The sequence below is a fragment of the Antarctobacter heliothermus genome, from assembly GCF_002237555.1.
Classification (GTDB): domain Bacteria; phylum Pseudomonadota; class Alphaproteobacteria; order Rhodobacterales; family Rhodobacteraceae; genus Antarctobacter; species Antarctobacter heliothermus_B.
The window spans coordinates 3,649,420-3,665,541 of the sequence record NZ_CP022540.1; the positions used below are offsets into that span (position 1 = coordinate 3,649,420).

Below are 16,122 nucleotides of genomic sequence, written 5' to 3' on the forward strand. Positions count from 1 at the left end.
CGTCCAACCGGCTCAGGTTGGCTCACCGCCCCGCCGCATAGGCCTGCATCAGGCGCGGCGTCGCCCCGGCGCGCAGCACCCCGTCCGGCCCTCGTGCCACCGCCGTCAGCCGCCCCAGGGACCAAGGCTCTGCCTGCGTGACTTTATGACCCCGACCCCGCAGGGCATCAATCGTGCCCGCGCCAAAGCCCGGCTCGACCATCAAGCCCCCCGGCTCTGACCCGCGCGGGTAAAAGCTGGCCTGCAAGTGTTTCGACAACACCAAAGGCGCGTCAATCGCCTCTTGCAGGTTCATCCCGTGATGCACCATCCGCAGCAGCAGGAACAATTGCCACTGGTCCTGACTGTCGCCGCCCGGTGTGCCAAAGGCCAGCCGCGTGCCATCGGGCGCGCGCGCCATCGACGGCGTCAGGGTCGTACGCGGTCGCCGCCCCGGTGCCAGCGTCGTCGGCAGCCCTTCGTCCAGCCAGAACATCTGCGCGCGGGTGTTCAGCGCCACGCCCAGCCCCGGCACCACCGGGTTCGATTGCAACCAGCCGCCAGAGGGCGTGGCCGACACCATGTTGCCCCAACGGTCGACCACATCCACATGCACCGTATCGCCTTCGCGGTTGTCCAGATGCGCCATGGTCGGCTCTCCGCCGCCTGCGCCCTTGCCCTTGGGCACTGCCCGCGCGGCGCGGGCCACAAACGCCTCTGCAAGGGTCTCTTGCCCCGGCACCAGACCCGGCCGTTGATCCATCGACGCCCAAGGACCGATCAGCCCGGCCCGCTCTCGGGCATAATCCCCGGACAGCAGATGTGCGGCGGGAATGTCAAAGAAATCGGGATCGCCGTAATAGGCCTCGCGGTCGGCAAAGGCGAGCTTCATCGCCTCGACCGCCAGATGTACAAAATCCGCGCCACGGGGATCGGTGTCGGCGATGCCGGTCTGCGCCAGCAGGTTCAGCGATTGCAGCAGCGCAGGCCCCTGCGTCCAGAACCCGCCTTTCCAGATATCCCAGCCGTGATAGCCGCCCTGCAAGGCCGGTTCGACCGTCGCCTGCCACCCGGCCATATCGGCCCCGGTCAGCACGCCCTTGCGCCGCGCACCCGCGCCATCCATCACGCAGGCGTCGCGCATGTAGTCGTCGATCGCCTCGGCCACGAACCCCTGCGAAAATGCCCGTCGCGCCGCCTCAATCTGCGCCTCGCGGCCCTCGACCGTCTCAGCCTCTGTCAGCAGTCGGGTCCAGAACGCCGCCAGATCCGGATTGCGGAACAACCTCCCCGCAACAGGCACATCGCCGCCGGGCAGCCAGACCGCCGCCGAGGTGGGCCATTCGGTGCGGAACAGATCGGCCTGATCGGCAATCACCCCCACGGCACGCGCAAGGATCGGATGCCCGGCGTCGGCATAGTGGATCGCCGGTTCCAAAACGTCGCGCAGACGCTTTGTCCCGTGATCGCGCAGCATCACCATCCATGCGTCAAACGCCCCCGGTGTCACCGTCGCCAACAGGCCGGAACCGGGGATCAGATCCAGCCCCTGATCGCGATAATGCGCAACGGTCGCCCCGGCGGGCGCTGTGCCCTGACCGCAGATCATCTGCGGCGCCTCCGCCCCCGCCGGCCAAACCAGCGCCGGCATGTCGCCCAGCGGCCCGTTCAGTTGCGGCTCGACCACGTTCAACACAAAGCCCGCCGCGACCGCCGCGTCAAAGGCATTGCCGCCGGCCTCCAGCAGCTTCATTCCCACCGCGCTTGCAAGCCAATGGGTCGTGGCCACCATGCCAAAAGTTCCGGTCAGTTCCGGACGTGTCGTGAACGTCATGCCGCCTCCCTGCGCCTCGTTTGCATTGTACCCTAAGCAGGAAACCCTGCCCTCACCAGCGGCGATCAGATGTGCCGGCCGATGAACTCCGACGCGCGGCCAAAGGCCAGATCGGCTGCCGCCGCAACATGATCCGCGGGCCGCGCGTCGTTGGCAAAGGCGTGACCCGCACCGTCATAGGTATAGACCTCCATGTCGGGCCAATAGGCCCGCGCCGCGTCCAGCATGGCGGGCGGCACATGGCTATCCTCTGCCCCCCAATGTCCCTGCACCGGGGCCACCAGCGGCGCGATCTGATAGGCATCCAGCCGCGTGCCGTAGAACGGCACCGCGCAGGCCACATCCGACACCTGCGCCGCGCGGAGCGCCAGTCCGCCGCCCCAGCAAAACCCCAGCACCGCAACCTTGCCACCGCGCGCCGCCAACATCGCCACCGTCGCGTCAATGTCGCTCATCACTGCATTCAGATCCGTGGCCAGCATCAGATCGCGGCCTTTGGGGGCCTCCGAAAAGGGGATCACCGCCCCCTTTTGCTGGCGGTCGAACAGCGCCGGGATGGCAACGTCATAGCCCTCGGCCGCGAAACGCGCCGCCACCCCCTTGAGCTGGTCGGTCACGCCAAAAATCTCTTGCAGGATCACAATCCCGCCTCGGCGATCCCCTGCCGCCTCCGCCAGCCAGCAGTCCAGCACATGGCCGTCGGCAGACGTCACATCAATCATCATGTTCATTGCCTTCCAAAGAGGTCGCAACGCCCGAGGGACACCCCCGCGCGTTGCGTGCACATTCACTCGCCGACAGAAATCCCGGCCTCTTCGAAATACTTCAGCGCGCCGGGGTGGTACGGCACCGAAGACGCCGGGGCCATCGTCGCCGCGTCGGCGCGCGCAAAGGCGCCAAAGCTGGCCTTTAACGCCTCTTTGCCCTCGGCCACTGCCTTGGTCATCTGATAGGCCAGATCGTCGCTGACATCGCCATTGGTCAACAGAACCCACGGGATGCTCATCAGGTTGGCCCCCGCGTTTTCAAGGCCGGTGACCTTGTCGTTCTGCGGCAGCGAGACGATGTTGCCTGCAGGCAGGTACTCTTTGAACGCCGCCAGCCCCGCCTCTGAATTGTCCAGCGAGACATAGCACAACCCGCCGCGCCCTTGCAGCTTGACCGACGCCTGCTGGCCCGCGCCAGAATTCAGACTGACCAGCGCAATATCGACCAACCCGTCCCCCAACGCGTTGATGCCCGCGACAAAACTGGCCACCGGCACCTGCTGGAAATCGTCATAGGTCAGGCCCGCATTGGCCAGACCACCCGAGATATAGAACGGGATGATCGTGGAAGAGGTGTATTCCGACGCGATGCGCAGATCGCCTGCCTTTTCCTTCAGCTCCGCGACCGTCTCCAGCCCCAGATCGCAAGGCGCCATGATCGAGGTGGTCAGCGGGAACATCGTGCCCACCAGCCGGATATTGGAATGCGCGCGGTCATAGTTGCCGGTGCCGTCATAGGCGTATTCCGCCTCGACCCCGTTGGAGAACCCGAAATCCACCTCCCCCGAATGGATCAGCGGCAGATAGCCCACTAGCGGCTGCGTCCGCGCGGTGATGCCCGCCTCGTTTGCGACCTTGGCCACCGCCTGCCCGGTGTTGTAGGCCAGCGACCCCTGCGCGCCGCTGGCCACTGTGACCACCTGCGCCCCGGCCGCTCCGGCGGATACGCTCAGCGCAAGCGCGCCACTCAGCATCGTGCCTTTGAGAAATGTCATGTCATCGTCCTCCCTGGTTCAGATTTCTTGTGTTCGATAGTTCCGCGCGCCCGGATCAGCAGCACCGCTGCCAGCGCAATGATCGCAAGCGCCGCCGGGATGTGCCACGCCGCCGCGCCGGGCAAAAAGCCCAGTGGCAACGCGACAATCCCCAACCCGACAAAGCCCAGCCGCAGCACCGCCGACAGGCGCGTGCCCCAAAAGCCGACGATCCCTGCCGTCACCGCGCCGATGCCGATCAGGGCAAGACACAGGTTCAGCACAATCGCCGCCCAATGACCGGTCATCAGGATTTCCGGCGTCGCGACAAAGACAAACGGCAGGATAAACGCGGCCCAGCCGACGCGCATCGCCGCCAGCCCGGTGCCCAGCGGGTCATCCCGCGTGATCGTCGCCGCCGCAAAGGCCGCCAGCGCCACCGGCGGCGTGATCATCGACATCATGCCGAAATACAGGATGAACAGATGCGCCGCGATCTGGTCGATCCCTGCCTCCACCAATGACGGCGCGACCAGCGCCGCCAGCAGGACGTAGACGCCAGAGGTCGGCATCCCCATGCCCAGCACGATGCAGATCACGGCGGAAATTCCCAGCAGCAGCACCACATTGGCCCCCACCGCATCCACCAGCACCAGCGTCAGCGCAAAGCCCAGCCCGGTGATGTTCAGCACCCCGATGACAAAACCCGCCGCCGCCACCACAAGGATCAGATCGACCATGCCGGTGCCGGTCTCGACAAAGGTCCGCCACAGCGTGCGCACCGTCAGCCGCTCGCCCCGGTAGCTGCGCAGGAAACTGACCAGCACGATGGCCAGCGCCGACAACAGTGCCGAATCCGCCGGATCCATCCGCCACCAGAACAGCGCCCCCAGCAGCACCCCGAACGGCAGGACAAAATGCCAGCCCTCGCGCAGCACCTGCCGGACGGTCAGCCCGTCCACCTCTGTCGGCGCAATCCGGTCGCGCCCGGCGATCAGATCCACCTGTAGAAAGACGCTGAAGTAATACAGCGCCGCCGGCAGCAGTGCCGCGCCCGCGACGGTGAAATAAGAGATGTCCAGAAACTCGGCCATCAGAAAGGCCGCGGCCCCCATGATCGGTGGCGTCAACTGCCCCCCGGTCGAGGCCACCGCCTCAATCGCGCCCGCATCCCGCTTGGTATAGCCGCCGCGCTGCATCAGCGGGATCGTGACCACGCCGGTTGTCACCACGTTGGACACCGCACTGCCAGAGATCGACCCGAACAGCGCCGAGCCAACGACAGAGATCTTGGCACTGCCGCCGCGCGACCGTCCCGTGGCCGCCATCGCCAGATCGGTAAAAAACGCCCCGCCCCCGGCGGCGAACAGCAGCTTGCCAAAGAACACGAACAGCAAAACGATGATCGTACCCACCGCCAACGGCGTGGAAAACACCGCGTTGGGGTCAAAGCCGACGTATTGCACCAGACGCTCGGGCGACAACTCCTTGCCGATCAGCCGCCCCGGCACCTTGTCCGCAAACAGCGCATAAATCAGGAACACACCGACGATGGAAAACAGCATCCAGCCCGCGCGCCGCCGCACGCCTTCCATCACTGTTATCACCACCACGGTGCCGACAAGCGTGATCTGCCACGGCCGGTAGGCCTGTTCCTTCAGCAGCCAGACAAAATCCCATGCCGCGTACATCAACACGCCAAAGGCGGTCAGCGCCAAGGCCCCGTCGATCCAGCCGACCCCCGCCTTTTCCTTCCCCCGTCGGTCAAAGTTCAGATAGGCGATGGTCAGCGCCAGACCCAGTTGCAGCGCCATGTACTGCTGCGTCAGCACCGCCACACCCAGCCGCGTGGGCGCCTCAAGGTTCCACAGGATGCAGGCCACCACCATCGTGACCGCCAGACCCGCGATCACCCCGTCCCGGATGCCCTGCGCGGTCATGCGCTCTCCTCGGGCCAGTACAACCGCATCGGATTGTCCACCAGCAACCGGCGTTGCAAGTCAGCGGTCGGCGCGATCCGCGGGATCACATCGACCAGCGCGCCATCGTCCGGCACATGGCTTTTCATGTTGGGATGCGGCCAGTCAGTGCCCCACAGCACCCGGTCCGGAAACCGCTCGACCAAGGCACGCGCAAAGGGCACCACGTCATCATAGGGCGGCCCCGCAACGGTCAGCCGCTCGGGGCAGGACACCTTGACCCAGTACCGCGCATCCTCGGCGAGAAAGTCCATAAACGCGCGGAACCCTGCGCCATCGACGCCCGCTGTCACATCCGGCCGCCCCATGTGGTCGACCACGACGATCCCCGGCAACCGCCGCACCAAGGGCGCGACCTCGTCCAGATCCTGCCCCTCGAAATAGACCACGACATGCCAGCCCAGCCGCGCCACCTTTTCGGCGATCTGCTCAAACACCGCATGGGGCGTGGCCTCGACCAGCCGTTTGATGAAATTGAACCGAACTCCACGCACACCCGCGTCGTCCAGCGCGCGCAACGCGTCATCCGTCACATCCGCGTCGACAATGGCCACGCCCCGCGCCTTGCCGTTCGACGCCTCCAGCGCATCCACCAGCGCCGCGTTGTCCTTGCCATGACAGCTGGCCTGCACAATCACATTGCGTGCAAATCCCAAATGATCCCGCAGCGCAAACAACTGCTCCTTGGGCGCATCGCAGGGCGTGTACTTGCGCTCTGGCGCATAGGCAAAAACGTCCCCCGGCCCAAAGACATGGCAATGCGCATCCACAGCGCCCGCAGGCGGCACATAGTCCGGCACCTTGGGGGCGGCGTGAAACGGCAGATAACCCGCTGTCATCTCGGTCATGAATTTTCCTCCCTTGGGAACACCGTCCCGTCCATCAACTTGCGCGCGGTGCGCAGCACCTCGGCGCGTGTCACCACGCCCGCCTCCACATGGCCCACCACGGTCATCTCTCCGGTGGGATGCTCAATGGACAGCGGTTTGGCCGTACCCTCGGGGATCACGGCCAGATCCTGTCCCACCGCCCCCGGCGTCAGACAGGCGGTCGCCACGCTCACCGCCCCCAACACACCAATCACCTTGTGGCAGCGATGCGGAATGAAAGTCCGCGTGGCAATCGCCCCGCCCGACCGTGGCGCGCTGACCAGCGTCATCTTGGGCACGGATTTCTCCGCCACGTCCCCAAGGTTCATCATCGGCCCAGCGATCAACCGGATCGCCTCCAGCCGCGCCCGCAGGCCCTCATGCGCCTCCAGCGCCTCGGGGGATTCATCCCCGACAATGCCCAGATCCGCCGCCCGCAACACCACACAGGGCATCCCGTTGTCGATCAGCGTCACCTCGACACCCTCGATCACATCCACCACCTTGCCGGTCGGAAACAGCGCCCCGCAACTGGACCCGGCGGTGTCACGAAAGGCAATCGGGATCGCCGCCGCCGTTCCCGGCACCCCGTCGATCCGCGCGTCCCCTTTATAACACACCCGCCCGCCCGGGGTCGGCACCCGCGCCACCGCCACCTGCCCAGTGTTCTCCATCCAGATCGTCACCGGCGTCTCGCCGTCGCGCGCGGGCACCAGCCCGCGCTCAATGGCAAACGGCCCGACACCGGCAAGGATATTGCCGCAGTTTTGCGCATCCGTCACCACGGCCCGGTCGACAAAAACCTGCAGGAACAGGTAGTCCACATCAACCCCCTCCCGCACAGAGGGAGAGACCACCGCCACCTTCGAGGTCAACGGATCGCCTCCCCCCATGCCGTCGATCTGGCGGGGATCGGGACTGCCCATGACACCCAGCAACAGCGCATCCCGCGTCGCCATGTCGCCCGGCAGATCCGAGGCAAGGAAATACCCGCCCTTTGACGTGCCGCCCCGCATCCACATGGCGCGCACCCCATCAGACATAGGTCAGACCCTTCGCCGCCAGCCGCCCGCGCATGTCATAGATGTCCAGCCCCAACTCACCCGAGGCCAGACGCACCCGCTTGGCCTCTTCCGCATCCAGCCGCGCCTGCGCTTTCTCCATGACCGACGCCGCACCCAGCCGCGGCACCACACAAACCCCGTCGTCGTCGGCCACCACTACGTCGCCCGGCGACACCAGTGCCCCCGCGCAGACCACCGGCACATTCACGCTGCCCGGTGTTTCCTTCACCGTCCCCTGCGCCGACACCGCCGTCGACCAGACCGCAAACCCCATCGACCGCAGATCGCGGGTGTCCCGCACGCCCGCGTCGATCACCAAAGCGCGACAGCCGCGCGCCATGGCGCTGGTCGCCAGCAGATCGCCGAAATAGCCCATGTCACAGGGCGCGGTCGGAGCCAGCACCAACACATCCCCCGGCTGCAATTGCTCGATCGCCACATGCAGCATCCAGTTGTCGCCCGGCGGCGCGCTGATCGTCACCGCCGATCCGGCCAGTCCGAAATTCTGCTGAATGGGCCGCATGCCAGCGGCCATCAACCCGCTGCGCCCCATCGCCTCGTGCACCGTGGCGACACCCGCCGCCCCCAGACGCGCAATCACATCCGCATCGGCGCGTTTGATATCCTGTACCACTACCGCCATTTTCCGCTCCTCCCAGTCCGTCGTCGCTTGTTTTTCTTCTCTGCCCAAATACTCCGGGGGTGAGGCCAAAGGCCGAGGGGGCAGCGCCCCTACCCGCCCATCACATGTGCCCCCAAACCGGAAGCGGCCAGACAGACCCCCACCAACCTGCGCAATACGAAGATTTCTGAGCCCACCCGGTCCAAGGCATCCGCGCCCGACAGTGCGCCACGGCCCCGGCGGGCCATGCCACAGCCCAGAGCGGTTTGAGCGGCCGGTTTGCACATGCCTGAACGACCCGCCGGCCTACAGTTCATCCACCGTGCGTGGAAAGATCGATTGGAACCCTTCGGCATAGCGGCAGTCGCGCCCGCCGGACTGGCCGCCAGAGTTGCGCTTGAAGTGGTTGGCGCGCTGCTCTGCCACGCGGGTGTAATAGTCCCACAGATGCACCTGCCCGTTCATGCACTCCATGGCGGCGCGCTTTTTGTCCCAGACCGGCGTGATGTCCAGAAACACGTCCGGCTTCCATCCCATCTGCTCGGTCTGGTGCGGCTCGAACAGGTACAGCTGTGGCGCGCCCAGCACCTTTTCACCGGGGTTGTGACCCCAGGCCTGCGCGATCATCCGGCATTCCAACGCCACCTGCGTCATATACATGTGATCGGTGTTGTAGGGGTCGTACTGGCTGTGGCTCATCATGAAGGATGGCTGCACCCGGCGGATCAGATCCACGAGCGCGAACTTGTCCGCCTGTTCCAGATGCAGCGGGTAATCACCCAGATCGAAACACACCAGTTCCTGCGCGCCCAGCACCTCTGCGGCGGCTTCGGCCTCGCCCCGGCGGATGGCCTTGACCTCATCCAGCGACTTGCCCTCTTTCCACAGGCGCGCGCTCTCACCGCGCTCGCCAAAGGACAGACAAGCCACCGTCACCTCATATCCCATCTGCGCGTGCAAGGCGATCGCACCGCCGCAGCGCCACACAAAATCCGCCGCATGCGCCGAAATGATCAGCGCCGTCTTTGTCCCGCTCATGTCGCAACCCCTCTTCCCTTTGCCCCACTCTGCCCTGTTCGTCCCCGACAGACCAATTCCAAACTCCGCAACTTCCATGAATTCTTGCTATACCAATGTCGCGGGTTATCGCCGGACCGCAGCAATGCTTGCCGCAACGGCACCCCACATGTCACAGTACCCGGACGCAACTGGATCCGGAGACCCGCCCATGCCCACCAGATGGATCACTGCCCTGTGCATGGTGTTCGCGCTGTCCCACGTCCCCCATGGCGCGCAGGCGCAGGGTCTGCCCGATTGCGGCTTTGGCTTTGCGATCGACCGGCAAAGCTCGGCCTTTCAATCCATGCTGGTGGACGGCGAACAGAAACGCGGGTTCTGGCTGTCGATCAACCGCGCCCCCGCCGACGTCAAACAGGTGGCACGCCACATCGGGCGGCTTCAGGTGTGCCTGATGACGCCCGATGGTCAGCCCCGCACCCTGACGCGCGGCGGCCAGACCTTTACGCTCGAAAGCCCGTTCCTGTCGAACTGCACCGCTGCCCTGCTGACAGACAACCGCCTGCTGACCAACGCGCATTGCTTTTATGACCCCGACCTTGTGCGCGCCGGGTTCACCGTGGTGCGCGAGGCGCGCATCAACTTCAACTACACCTCCAGCGACGACACCGGCGCGGTGCGCACCTATCTGGTTTCCCCGCGTGAGGTAGCAGTGGACAAGGATCTCGACGCGCTCTTGCTGCAAATCCTCGGCGGCGATGCCAACACCGAACTGGACGGCCATATCCCGATGCGGATGATGACCCGCACCGAACCCAATCAGGAACTGCGGATGATCCACCATCCCGGTGCCGACCCGCAGCAGTATTCCACCGGCACCTGTCAGGTGCACCGCCGCCAGTCCGAAATCCCCGACACCCGCTCTCCGTTCCGCCACAGCTGCGAAAGCACCGGCGGCTCGTCCGGGTCGCTGCTGCTGGACGCGCGCACGCTGGCGGTTGTGGCGCTGCACAATCAGGGCGGGCTGGCCCCCACTGGCGACAGCTTTAACGGAGGGCACAAGATCGCGCTGATCAATCAGGCGTTCAATCTGGGGTTTGAGGAACTGGCCCCCACCGGCGACGACGACCGGGACGGCGCGGCCGACCGCGCGCTGTCCGATGCGCTGCTGACCGCCGAACTGGGGGCCCGCGTCAGCGCCCTACGCGGCGTGATCTCACGCTTTGCCGGGACAGAGGCCGCCGAAAAGGCCCAGACCGCCGCAACCCGTCTTGAAACCGATCTGGCGCAAAAGGACCGCACCGCGCAGGCCATCGCCCGGCTGGACCGGGCCAAATCCGCCAAAGACACCGCCGCATTGCGTGCGTTGTTGCAGGAATTTGACGGCACCGCGCTGGGGTTTCAGGTTCAGCTTGCCCTGTTCGAGGTAGAGGCCGCGCAGCGCGCCACCGAGGCACAGGCCAATGCCGCTCTCACCGCCGCCCTCCTGCTCACCGACCCCGCCGCCCAGATCAGCGCGCTGCAGCGGATCACCCGCGACCACGCGGACCAGCCCGCCGCCCAACAGGCGGCCTTGGCGCTGGACCGCCTGCGCCACGCCGCCCCGGCCCCCACCCGCACCGTAAAAGAACCGACACCAGTGGCCCCGCCCGTGTCGCAAACCGGCGCTGAATTCCTGCCCCCGGTCTCTGCCGCCGCCTTCGACAGGATGGCGGGCATGGGCGGCACGCAGGCAGATGTGATCCGGCGTGGCTATCTGGCCTGCGGTGTCGGGTTGAACCGACAGGGGTTCTCGACAATCGACTCCCAAGGCGTGTGGCAGGGGTTTGATGTCGATTTCTGCCGCGCCGTGGCTGCCGCCGTGCTGGACGACCCTGACGCCGTCGAATTCGTCCCAACAAATCCGCTCAGCCAATACACCAAACTCGCCTCCGGCGAGGCGGACCTGCTGATAGGACATGCAACTCCGGGGGCCGCGCATAACGTCGTCTTTGCCGGTCCCGCGCTGTATGACGGGATGACGATCATGGTGCCCAAGGCCTTGGGCGTGACGCTGATCACCCATCTTGACGGTGCCACGCTGTGCATGACACCGTTCAACGACTCCGAAATCGCTGTTGCTGACTATTTCGGCGCCAACCGCATCTTCTTTGAACCAATGCTGGTCGATTCCTATCAGGACGCCCTGCAATCCTATCAGTTTGGCGCCTGTGACGGGCTGGTCGACATGCGAATGCCATTGGCCCAAACGCGCGGCAACCTCGACGCACCAGACGATCACATCATCCTGCCGGGCCTTTTGACAACCGTGCCCTATGGACCGATCGTCCGCGACGGGGATCGCAACTGGGTCGATATCGTTGACGGCGTACTGGCTGCGCAAAGACAGGCGGTGCACCTTGTCCTGACGCGGGATTACTTGGAGGACCAAGTGGCCCGCAGGACGGTCGGCGTGCCACCGATGAACCCCAGGCTGAACCTTCCGCCGGATTTCCTGCTGCGCGTCGTGCGCGCCGCCGGCAATCTCGAAGAGATGTTCAACCGCAGCTTTGATGAGGACGCCGCCGTCTTTCTCAGCCCCGGCTAGGCGGTCAGAACTTTGCCCCCCCAGTGCGGGTGCCGGTCGTCGATCACAAGCGCATGGGAATGCTCACGCTGCCCTGCCAGATGCGGGTGGTCCAGCGGCAGGTTGTCATGGCGGTGGGGGACGTCGCCGGCCTCTTGGTCTGGCCAGACCCGCAAGGCAAGGACCACGCCCACCGCCGCCACACCCGCCAATCCGATCAGCGCCGGAACCGCGCCAAGGGCCGTCATCAACCACCCCGATAGCGGATAGGTCAGCAGCCAGCAGGCATGGCTTAGGGCGAATTGTGCGGCAAAGACCGCCGGGCGATCCTCTGGCTGGGCCGACCGCTTCAGCAACCGCCCCGAGGGCGTCAAAACCGCCGAATAGCCCAGCCCGACAACCGCCCAGACCGCCGCCAGCAACGGCCAGCTTAGCCCCGCAACCACAATCCCCGCCGCCAGTGCCAGCAGGCCCGCCACCATCAGACCCGCCCCGGCCAGCATCACCGGGCGGTCCCTGAATCCGTCCAGCACCCGTGGCAGCAGCAACGCCGCCGCCATCGACCCGATGCCAAAGGCGAACATGGTCCATGCCAGAGCGCTTTCGTTCAGTCCCAGCGTGCCGCGCACCAGCACCACGGAATTGACCAGCACCATCGCCCCGGCCGCCGCCGCCGCAAGGTTCAGCGCCAGCAAGCCGCGCAATCGCGGCGTTGCCAGATAAATCCGCAACCCGCGCGTCGTCCGGTCATAGATGCCGCGCCGGGTGCTGGCCGTTGGGCTTGGCAACAGCACGGAGACCACCAGCATGGCAGAGCCAAGGAACCCGACAACAGTCCCCAGAAACAGTGCGTTATAGCTCATCACCGCCAGCAACAGCGCCGCCAGCGTCGGGCTGACGATGTTTTCCAGATCATAGGCCAGCCGCGACAGCGACAGCGCGCGGGTATAGCGCGCCTCCTCGGGCAGCACGTCGGGGATCGTGGCCTGAAAGGTCGGGGTAAAGGCGGCAGAGGCCGATTGCAGCACAAAGACCAGCGCATAGACCTGCCAGATTTCAGTGACAAACGGCAGGCACAGCGCCGCACCGGCCCGCACCACGTCCAGCGTCACCAGCAGCGCGCGGCGGTTCACCCGGTCGGCAAAGGCCCCGGCGATGGGGGCAATGCCGACATAGGCCACCATCTTGACGGTGAATATGGTGCCCAGCACCATGCCCGCGTTCTGTCCCGCCAGATCGAAGGCCAGCAGACCCAGCGCCACGGTCGCAAGCCCGGTGCCCAGCAGGGCCACCACCTGCGCCAGAAACAGGTGCCGATAGCGGCGGTCTGACAGGATCTCCCACATGGCGGACGCTCCCTCGCTCAGTGTCTGTGCAATGACCCTAGAGCATGTCGGGACCAGCTGGAAAGAGCCTGCTTTGGGGGCGGCGAAATCCTAATTGTTTGTAAATTCGTCTCTGTAAGCCATTGAATTTATTCAACCGACAATCTGTCCACGCGTGGACACGCCCTCTTGCGCCATCGCCAGATCCCGCGCCTCTCGCCGCCAAGCGACGATTTCCGCCATGATCGACAAGGCAATCTCCGCCGGATCAACCGCCCCGATGTCCAGCCCGGCGGGTGCCTTCAATCGCCCCAGCCTTGCCTCCTCCATGCCCCCCTCCAACAGCCGCGTGCACAGCGCCGCCGCCTTCTTTTTCGAGGCCACCATCGACACCCGCCCCGCCCCGCTGTCCAGCGCCGCCTGAAGGCAGGCAAGGTCGCGCTGCCCCTGACTGGCCACCACCACAAAATCCCGCGCGCCCAGCGTCAGGCCAGACAGATCCATCCCCTCGAACCGCATCACCTTTGCGTCGCAGGCCACCCCCTCGGCCAGCGAGACACGATAGCCCGCCAGCGCGCCATGCCCGGCCACGGCGCGGGCAATCGGCCCCTCACCAAAGATGCAGATCACCGGCGGCAAGGCAAAAGGGTCGATCATCAATTCCACCGTCCCGCCCGAAGGGCAGCCACTCTTGTAGACCTCAGCCCCATCCGCGTCGCGCAGCGCCACCACCGTCTCGGACGGCTTCACCCGGATCACCCGGGGCGCGCCGCTGTCCAGCGCCGCCTGCCCGGCCTCGCGCACCGCCCGCGTCACACAGGCGCCACCCAGATGGCCGATGATCTCACCCGTTTCTGTCACCACCGCCTTGGCCCCCGGCCGGGCCGAGGTTGCGGCCTCTGTCCGCACCACGGTCACGACGCAAAACGGCCGCCCCGCGGCGCGCAGGGCCGCCACCGTGTCGAAGATATCGAATGGGTCCATGTTGTCCTCCGTCAAAGCCGCGCAAATTCAGGTTCAAGCGCCGCCAGCGCCTCAATCGAGTTGGCAGGCAAAAGCGCATCCAGATGCGGCCGCGCGGCTGTCATCGCCCGCGCCACGGGCGCGTGATCCTCCCAGCCATTCAACGGGTTCAGCCAGACCACCCGATGCGCCCGCCGTTGCAGGCGGCGCAGCCCCTCGGCCACCGCTTCCGGCGCGCCGGTGCAATAGCCATCGCTGAGGATGATCACCACCGTCCGGCCATTCACCGCCCGCCCGGCATGACCCGCGTTGAAGGTTCGCAGCGCCCCGCCAATGTCGGTGCCGCCGCCAAACCCCTCGGCCATGAGGCTCAACCGTCCCGCCGCACGGAGGGTGTCGCGATCACGCAAAGCGTCGGTGACACGCATCAGGCGGGTGTGAAACAGATAGGCATCCGCCCGCGTATCCACGCTGATCAGCCCCCTGAGGAACGCCAGGAACACCCGCGACACAGTGGTCATCGACCCGCTGACATCACACAGCGCCACGATCCTGAGTGGCCGATCAGGCCGCTTGCGGCGCGGCAGGTCGAGTGGCTCGCCCCCGCGCGCAAGGCTGGCGCGCATCACCCGCCGTAGGTCCAGTTCCTGACCCCGCACCGCCTGCCTGCGCCGCCGTGATCGTCGGTCACGCAGCGCGCGACCCAAATCCTGCGCGGCCTTCTCAGCCGTCCGCAAGCTGTCCTCATCCATCAACTCCCGCAGGTCGCGCCGGCTGAGCGCCTCTGTCCGGGTGGCGATCAGACGACCATCAGTGCCCTCAGCCTCACCATCGCCCCCATCGAGCTGGCCTGCATCGCTTTCCTGCTCGGGTCCGTCCGCACCCAAATGCGACTGCCAAAGCGCAGGTTTCGCGCTTTGCACCCTGACATTTACATTGGCCTCTCCCTGACGCTGCTTGCCCATATTGAACCAGTAGCTGTCATAGAGATCGTCAAATCGCCGCCACGCATCCGCATCCGGCACCAGCAGCGTCTTGAGCGCGCGCCGTGCCTGATCGGGGTCGGTCGCCTTGACCGCTGACAACGCCGCCAGCGCCGCCACCGTTTCCCCCGGCCCCAAACGCAGCCCGTTCATCCGCAAATGCGCGATGAAACCGGCCATGCGATCCGCCAACCCCTCGGCGCGCAACGGAAAGCGGGTGACAGCCATCACGCCACCTTGCCCACGATGCGGGCCATGACCTCGGGCGGCAGGGCATCGCGGTCGGCGGCGGTCTTCAGCAGGCAGACAAGTGTGGCCTGCACCTGCGCCGGATTGGCGGACAGATCGTTGATCCCCAGCCCCGACAGCGCCCCCGCCCAGTCCAACATTTCGGCAATGCCGGGTGATTTCTCCAATTCCTCGCGGCGCAACGCCTGCACCACGCCAATGATCTGCCGCGCCAATCGCGCCTCAACGTCCGGCGCGCGGCGGGAAAGGATCGCCAACTCAGTCTCCCGGTCGGGATAATCGACGTAGCTATACAGACAGCGCCGCCGCAACGCATCCGACAGATCACGCGTGCCGTTCGCCGTTAGGACAACCACCGGGCGCGTCCGGGCGCGGATGGTACCCAGTTCCGGGATGGTGATCTGAAAATCCGACAGGATCTCTAACAGATAGGCCTCAAATTCCTCATCCGCGCGGTCGATCTCATCGATCAACAACACCGGCCGCACCTCTTGCGAAATCGCCTCCAGCAAGGGCCGTTTCAGCAGGTATGTCTCGGAAAACAGCGCCGCCTCATCCGCGCCATCGGCCCGGATCGCCAGCAACTGGCGCTGGTAGTTCCATTCATAGATCGCATGGCCCGCATCCAGCCCTTCGTAACACTGCAATCGGATCAACCGCGTTTCCAAAACCTCTGACAGCGCTTTGGCGATCTCGGTCTTGCCGACACCGGCAGGCCCTTCCAGCAGCAGCGGACGGCCCAGCGTCAACGCCAGATGCAGCGCCATCGACAAGGTCTCGTCCGCCACATAGCCGGTGGCGGCCAGACGCTCTCTCAGTTCCGCCTCACGCATCGCCCGCATCTTCTTCTCTGGTGAAATACCTCGGAGGGGGTCCGGGGGAGGCAGCGCCTCCCCCGGTGGATCGCCGCGCCTTGCGCGGCGACACCGCT

General features: G+C 65.8%; 13 protein-coding genes. 1 reads left to right on the plus strand and 12 read right to left on the minus strand.

The window, feature by feature from the left end:
• Window positions 1-22: 22 nt before the first annotated feature.
• The 8 genes from ANTHELSMS3_RS17375 to ANTHELSMS3_RS17410 form a co-directional block, all read right to left on the minus strand.
• Window positions 23-1,813: a gamma-glutamyltransferase family protein gene (locus tag ANTHELSMS3_RS17375; RefSeq protein ID WP_094035983.1), complete on the minus strand. Its 1,791-nt coding sequence runs from the start codon at window positions 1,811-1,813 to the stop codon at window positions 23-25.
• Window positions 1,814-1,878: 65 nt separating this feature from the next.
• Window positions 1,879-2,538 carry a dienelactone hydrolase family protein gene (locus ANTHELSMS3_RS17380; RefSeq protein ID WP_094037203.1) on the minus strand — a complete coding sequence of 220 codons (660 nt, stop codon included), beginning with the start codon at window positions 2,536-2,538 and terminating at the stop codon, window positions 1,879-1,881.
• A gap of 62 nt (window positions 2,539-2,600) precedes the next feature.
• On the minus strand, window positions 2,601-3,575 hold the full coding sequence (locus ANTHELSMS3_RS17385) for a TAXI family TRAP transporter solute-binding subunit (RefSeq protein WP_094035984.1): 975 nt from the start codon (window positions 3,573-3,575) through the stop codon (window positions 2,601-2,603).
• Entirely contained in the window at window positions 3,572-5,494 is a 1,923-nt protein-coding gene (locus ANTHELSMS3_RS17390) for a TRAP transporter permease (protein ID WP_094035985.1), read from the minus strand. The genes ANTHELSMS3_RS17385 and ANTHELSMS3_RS17390 overlap by 4 nt, the downstream gene beginning before the upstream one ends.
• Window positions 5,491-6,381, minus strand: a complete 891-nt coding sequence (locus ANTHELSMS3_RS17395) for an amidohydrolase family protein (RefSeq protein ID WP_254694766.1) — start codon at window positions 6,379-6,381, stop codon at window positions 5,491-5,493. The genes ANTHELSMS3_RS17390 and ANTHELSMS3_RS17395 overlap by 4 nt, the downstream gene beginning before the upstream one ends.
• Window positions 6,378-7,445, minus strand: a complete 1,068-nt coding sequence (locus ANTHELSMS3_RS17400) for a 4-oxalomesaconate tautomerase (RefSeq protein ID WP_094035986.1) — start codon at window positions 7,443-7,445, stop codon at window positions 6,378-6,380. Before ANTHELSMS3_RS17400 ends, ANTHELSMS3_RS17395 begins: the two co-directional genes overlap by 4 nt.
• Window positions 7,438-8,109 carry a 4-carboxy-4-hydroxy-2-oxoadipate aldolase/oxaloacetate decarboxylase gene (locus ANTHELSMS3_RS17405; RefSeq protein ID WP_094037205.1) on the minus strand — a complete coding sequence of 224 codons (672 nt, stop codon included), beginning with the start codon at window positions 8,107-8,109 and terminating at the stop codon, window positions 7,438-7,440. The genes ANTHELSMS3_RS17400 and ANTHELSMS3_RS17405 overlap by 8 nt, the downstream gene beginning before the upstream one ends.
• 285 nt (window positions 8,110-8,394) lie before the next feature.
• Complete coding sequence (locus ANTHELSMS3_RS17410; protein WP_094035987.1) at window positions 8,395-9,126, minus strand: PIG-L deacetylase family protein; 732 nt, start codon at window positions 9,124-9,126, stop codon at window positions 8,395-8,397.
• 190 nt (window positions 9,127-9,316) lie between these two features.
• Here ANTHELSMS3_RS17410 and ANTHELSMS3_RS26370 point away from each other — a divergent pair, with 190 nt between their 5' ends.
• A complete protein-coding gene (locus ANTHELSMS3_RS26370) occupies window positions 9,317-11,692 on the plus strand; it encodes a transporter substrate-binding domain-containing protein (protein ID WP_198319833.1) in 2,376 nt (791 codons plus the stop codon).
• Here ANTHELSMS3_RS26370 and ANTHELSMS3_RS17420 read toward each other — a convergent pair.
• The 4 genes from ANTHELSMS3_RS17420 to ANTHELSMS3_RS17435 form a co-directional block, all read right to left on the minus strand.
• Window positions 11,689-13,017, minus strand: coding sequence for an MFS transporter (locus ANTHELSMS3_RS17420; RefSeq protein ID WP_094035989.1), 1,329 nt, complete (start codon window positions 13,015-13,017; stop codon window positions 11,689-11,691). The two genes, ANTHELSMS3_RS26370 and ANTHELSMS3_RS17420, sit on opposite strands and share 4 nt — an antisense overlap.
• A 132-nt stretch (window positions 13,018-13,149) precedes the next feature.
• Window positions 13,150-13,980, minus strand: a complete 831-nt coding sequence (locus ANTHELSMS3_RS17425) for an XdhC family protein (RefSeq protein ID WP_094035990.1) — start codon at window positions 13,978-13,980, stop codon at window positions 13,150-13,152.
• Between the two features lie 11 nt (window positions 13,981-13,991).
• Window positions 13,992-15,170, minus strand: coding sequence for a vWA domain-containing protein (locus tag ANTHELSMS3_RS17430; RefSeq protein ID WP_198319834.1), 1,179 nt, complete (start codon window positions 15,168-15,170; stop codon window positions 13,992-13,994).
• Complete coding sequence (locus ANTHELSMS3_RS17435; protein ID WP_094037206.1) at window positions 15,170-16,024, minus strand: AAA family ATPase; 855 nt, start codon at window positions 16,022-16,024, stop codon at window positions 15,170-15,172. Before ANTHELSMS3_RS17435 ends, ANTHELSMS3_RS17430 begins: the two co-directional genes overlap by 1 nt.
• Window positions 16,025-16,122: the final 98 nt, after the last annotated feature.